4 protein-coding genes are annotated in these 4,759 nt (G+C 48.8%); all 4 read left to right on the forward strand.

The window, feature by feature from the left end; genetic code table 11:
* Nucleotides 1-170: 170 nt before the first annotated feature.
* The 4 genes from ABGY95_RS05355 to ABGY95_RS05370 all read left to right on the forward strand — a co-directional run bounded on the left by ABGY95_RS05355 (nt 171) and on the right by ABGY95_RS05370 (nt 4,060).
* Nucleotides 171-302, forward strand: coding sequence for a hypothetical protein (locus ABGY95_RS05355; RefSeq protein WP_347440667.1), 132 nt, complete (start codon nt 171-173; stop codon nt 300-302).
* A gap of 28 nt (nt 303-330) precedes the next feature.
* On the forward strand, nt 331-1,245 hold the full coding sequence (locus tag ABGY95_RS05360) for an AAA family ATPase (RefSeq protein WP_347440668.1): 915 nt from the start codon (nt 331-333) through the stop codon (nt 1,243-1,245).
* Between the two features lie 6 nt (nt 1,246-1,251).
* Nucleotides 1,252-2,397 (forward strand): DUF58 domain-containing protein, encoded by a 1,146-nt coding sequence (locus tag ABGY95_RS05365; RefSeq protein ID WP_347440669.1) that lies wholly within the window; start codon nt 1,252-1,254, stop codon nt 2,395-2,397.
* 91 nt (nt 2,398-2,488) lie between these two features.
* Nucleotides 2,489-4,060 carry a transglutaminase-like domain-containing protein gene (locus tag ABGY95_RS05370; protein ID WP_347440670.1) on the forward strand — a complete coding sequence of 524 codons (1,572 nt, stop codon included), beginning with the start codon at nt 2,489-2,491 and terminating at the stop codon, nt 4,058-4,060.
* Nucleotides 4,061-4,759 lie beyond the last annotated feature (699 nt).

The following is a 4,759-nucleotide window of genomic DNA, read 5'->3' on the forward strand; positions in this document are numbered from 1 at the left end:
CTCGAGTGGCCTGCTGATGATTTGGATGTTGGATAAGGTTTTGGCCATTCTTCATTAGAATAAGATGTATGTAGTACTCGGTCTCTTTGTGCTCTTCATCGTGAGTGATTTGCTGCTGCCAGAAGGCTGACTCAAAGCTAATTGTTTTTTGGGGGCATCAGGTGGAAGCTATGGCAAAAGCAACCTTCTACTTCGTGATTACGATGCTGGTGGTTGTCGATGTGATTCAAGTACGCCACCAGAAAAAGCGATTGGCAAAAAAGGGCAAAGCTGCATGTCTAAGCAGAATTCCATTGTCGTGAGACGGTGAATCAACCAGACTCCAGAAATATGCTAGAAGCAAAAATTCAGCAACTCCAACAACGCCTGACCAAGAGCGTTCTCGGGGCCGAACGGCCAGCACGTTTGGCCTTGGTCGCTCTGCTTGCGCAAGGGCACGTCTTGATTGAGGGACCTCCTGGTGTGGGGAAAACTTCCTTGGGCCAGGCTCTAGCCTCGGCGATAGGGGGCTGCTTCAAGCGTTTACAATTCACGCCCGATCTTTTGCCATCTGACATTTTAGGTTACCATCTATACCGTCAGCATTCGGGCGACTTTGATTTTGTAGAAGGCCCTATTTTCACCAACCTCTTGTTGGCAGACGAAATCAACCGGACTTCACCACGTGTCCAGTCGGCTTTGTTAGAGGCGATGAACGAAGGCCAGGTCACTATCGATGGAGTCACGCGCGATTTGACTTCTCCATTCATGGTGGTGGCAACTCAGAATGAGCTAGGAATGGCGGGGACATTCCCTTTGCCTGAACCCCAGCTCGATCGCTTTTTATTGTCGGTGCCGATGGCGCTGCCTTCAGCAGAGATCCAACAAGATATCTTGCGCAAGCACGCTGCGGGTAGTGTGAATAGCCAGTCTGAGAAAGAGATTATCTCGGCAGAGGAAATTCTAGAGATGCAGCAAAGAGTCCAAAAGGTTGGGGTGTCAGAAGCTATTTCTGAGTACATCGTGGCTCTTTGCGAGCAAACCCGCCGAGCTGCGGGCGGTCAGCACACCGTGTCAGTGCGAGCCAGCATAGCTTTACTTCGGGCCTCCCAAGCTATTGCTGTGATCGAGGGGGAGGAATTTGTATTACCTGATTTTGTAAAAGATATTTTTGTAGATGTGATGCGTCATCGAGTGCAGCCTGAGGATGCGAGCGACGTCGAGCAGTTGCTAGCCAGCGTGCTTAACCATGTGCCTGTGCAATAATTAGTGATGAAAGTAGGCGGTAGTTTCACTAGTCGGGGCACATTAGTGATCCTAGTCATGGTTGTCTGCACTCTCGCAGGGTTTGTGTTTGAGGAGATGGCTTTACTACGGTTGAGCCTGTTACTTATAGTGGTTCTGGTGCTTGCCGCTGTCGTGGCATCGCTCAATATGCGTAAGCTGAGTGTCGAGGTAGAGGGGCCACTGAGGGTGCACGCAGGAAAGAAATTTTCGCTTAAAGTAGTCTTAGCTAATCATCGGCGGTTTCTAGACAGCGTAGGGCTGACGGTGGAGATCGAGCTCGTTCGAAATGTGCATTTTTCAGCTGTGGCACCTTGGGTGGCGACTGGTGGAGAAGTACTTTTGGAAGTGCCTGTGCTGTCGCGCCAACGCGGGTGTGTGATTGAAGCCAAGTACCGGATCGAGTCGACCTTTCCTTTTGCTTTGTTCCACCGGGAGCTGAGGGGTACGCAGGTCATGGCGCCGCCTATATTGATTTACCCAAAGAAAATTGTGCCAAGAGAATTGATGATGCACGGGGCTCTGAGTGTTTCCGAGCTCGATCAGTCTAGCCGATTCAGCGGACAATTCGGAGATCTACGAGGTCTACGCCCGTGGCAGTCAGGCGACTCAGCAAAGCACATCGACTGGCCAGCCTCGGCACGCTCCTTGGCACGTGGCCGCGATCTGAGGGTGCGAGAGTTTGATCCACCGGGGGTATACTCGGAGCGTTGTCACATTGTGTTTCACTCCTTTGGTAAAGGGGGGGCGATCTTGCGAGAAGATAGATTTGAACGTGCTCTGGCATTTCTAGCAGGCTCCATGGACTATTTGTACAGCCTCGGCGTAAAGTTTACTCTACATGCGGATTTCCTAGCTTGGCTACCACAGCAAGGGGGGTCTCGTAGTGGATTGATCGAGATCTATGCATTGCTGGCACAAGCGACTCGCGCGACTGGAACTGAGTCTCACGAGGTCCAGTCAGTAATCGATTCACAAGCTAGTACACAGACATGTATTCTGCTTTCTGATATCGAGACAGACAGCTGGGAGGATAGTCTGGATGTTCCACATGGCACTGTATTAGTTGATATTAGAAAGATAAGGTTTGGTGGGATAGTCACACGTTTGAGTAAGGGGGCTGTCTATGCGTAGTGTCTTTTTTGTGCTAAGTATAGTACTTGTGTATTTGCTGCTTCGGGGGTGGCCTGCGGATCTGAATGTATGGCTGCGTGGGGCGTTAGCTATGGCCGTCCTATTGTTAGGATTTTTCTTGTGGGGAGCTTGGTTGAAGGATTCGCACTTGCGTTTTAGTGCTGTTCGTAAGCCAAGACTGTCCGACTACACTTTAGTGTTGGCTTTGGTGTTGGTAGTCGAATTAGTATCGATGGCGGCCGTGGCGGTGAGCACCGAGGTGGTACTTTTTTCTGATACAGGGATTCTAAGAGAAGGGAGAGGGCCTAGAGGTAGTGCCGAGGATGGAGAGTGGCTTTGGGATCAGGAGTTTGAGAGGGAAATTCCTAAAAACAGCGATCATAAACCACCTAGCCGACCAGAGGTTTATTGCGAAGTGCTGGATGGCGAGTCACTGGCATTTCTGATGAATAACAAGGTGTACCTCCGTGGTTTTGCATTTGATGCATACCGGAGGGATAGTTGGAGATCCTCAAAGAGGGTAAAAAAAATCATCAAAGGTGACGGAATCGGTGTTGAGTTGGACCAGCCAGTAGAGAACCTCCCTCAAGTAAATTATCGACTTTCATTGAACCCTGGAGGGACTGGGCAGGATGTGGCTTTGGCGATGCAGGGTGGACTACGGATAGAGGTGTCTAAGCTGAGACAAATCGCCAAAGGTGTGCTTTTATTACCTGAGAGTGATGCTGGAAGTATTGTGTATAAGGGGATCAGCCAACCACGGACGCTAAAATCGATCACGGCACTGGATTCTCAAATACGCATCAGCCAACCTGGTCGATCTTACCTGCAGTTGCCAGTGGATTTTGCCATGAGGAAGAGGTGGAATACATTGCTAGTTGATTTAAAAAATGAGACTGAGCTTGCCGTGCAACTGGAGGGAATTCGGAAATTATTAGCCGAGCGTTGTCGTTATTCCCTCAAGGTTGAAAACCCACGAAATTTAGGATCTATGGAGAACTTCTTGTTTGCAGAGAGGCGTGGCTACTGCGAGCACTTTGCCTCGGCAGCTGCTTTGTTGTGCCGAGAGTTAGGCATTCCAAGCCGTGTGGCCTATGGCTATTCAGGCGGGACACTCTATCCGTATTCTAAGCTGATTGTTTTCCGTTCGCGCGATGCGCATGCTTGGACTGAGATTTACTTGGACGGCTATGGATGGACAGTGTTTGATACGACTCCGAGCGATGAGACTACTATGCAGACTGCGAGTGAGGGAGATACGCCACCGGCATTGGAGGAAGTTAGTCCTGAAGAGAAACCTCAGAGGATAAGTATGATAACATGGTGGAGTGTGTGTGGGGGGGGGCTCGCTGTGATCGTGGGATCATTACTTGTAGCACTGTTAAAATCTAAAGAGGAAGCGAAACAGGCCAGTCGGCTGATAGGAAATGGCCAAGCTCCAGCAGCCTACCTTGAAGCATTTCAAGATGGCTGTAGAGCGGCTGGTGTGCGTTCGGTCGACTCACTCACTTTGAAAGAACTCATGGGTCGCCTTCCTGAGAAACTGGAATTTGCGGATGAGCTAGAAATTTATCATAATGGGGTTACCTACCGCAAAGCGATGGTGAGTAAGTCTACCGAGAAAGTGTTACTGCAAAAGATTCAGAAGTGGGCTGCCAATTAATCGTGAGAAAATCGATAATTGAAGGTTTCTAATGAGGAAACAGTGACCTGTACGTCTATAAAGGTGTTGTTGATTGGTTATATTAAAATAGATCTAATGGTATTTATTTTTTCTGTTAGTTGTTTTGTTGGTTAGAAAGGTGATTTCTAGTGCTTCAAAAGTTTGATGCGGCCGCTACTGGCGCAGTAATTAAATAGGTCTAATCGGATGAAGAAGACACTCATATCCACTCTCTTATACTCTGCGGCGTTGTGCCAGCTGGCGGAGGTAGCGGCGTGAGTCAGAACTTGTTCAATCTCGCCCGATACTTTTGGAGTGTTAGAGATATGTGATTTCAGCTTATGAAGCTTCGTTAGTGCTGGATAGGGCTGGCTAAGAAGAGTTAAGATAAGAGTTGCACTGGGCCTGTCACTCTGGGGTCTTAGTTTCCTGGGGTATGAGATCCGCAAGTTATTAATGGGGCGGAAAATCAGGCAGCATAAGAAATTTTTGATGAGTTGAAATATTTCTGAATCCTCGTCTGCCTCTTAGCCAAACTCCTGACTTGAGTTTTAACCTGCTCCTTGAATTTACCTTTTCCTCGAAGTGATGGTCGCTTGCTTAGCTCGGACTTCAGGTCCCGATTGAACTACTCATCAGGGTTCAAGTCTGGGCTATAGCTTGGTAGATAATGGATTTCGAGTTTGTCCTCTCGACTAG

It is taken from the genome of Rubritalea sp. (assembly GCF_039830215.1).
GTDB lineage: Bacteria > Verrucomicrobiota > Verrucomicrobiia > Verrucomicrobiales > Akkermansiaceae > Rubritalea.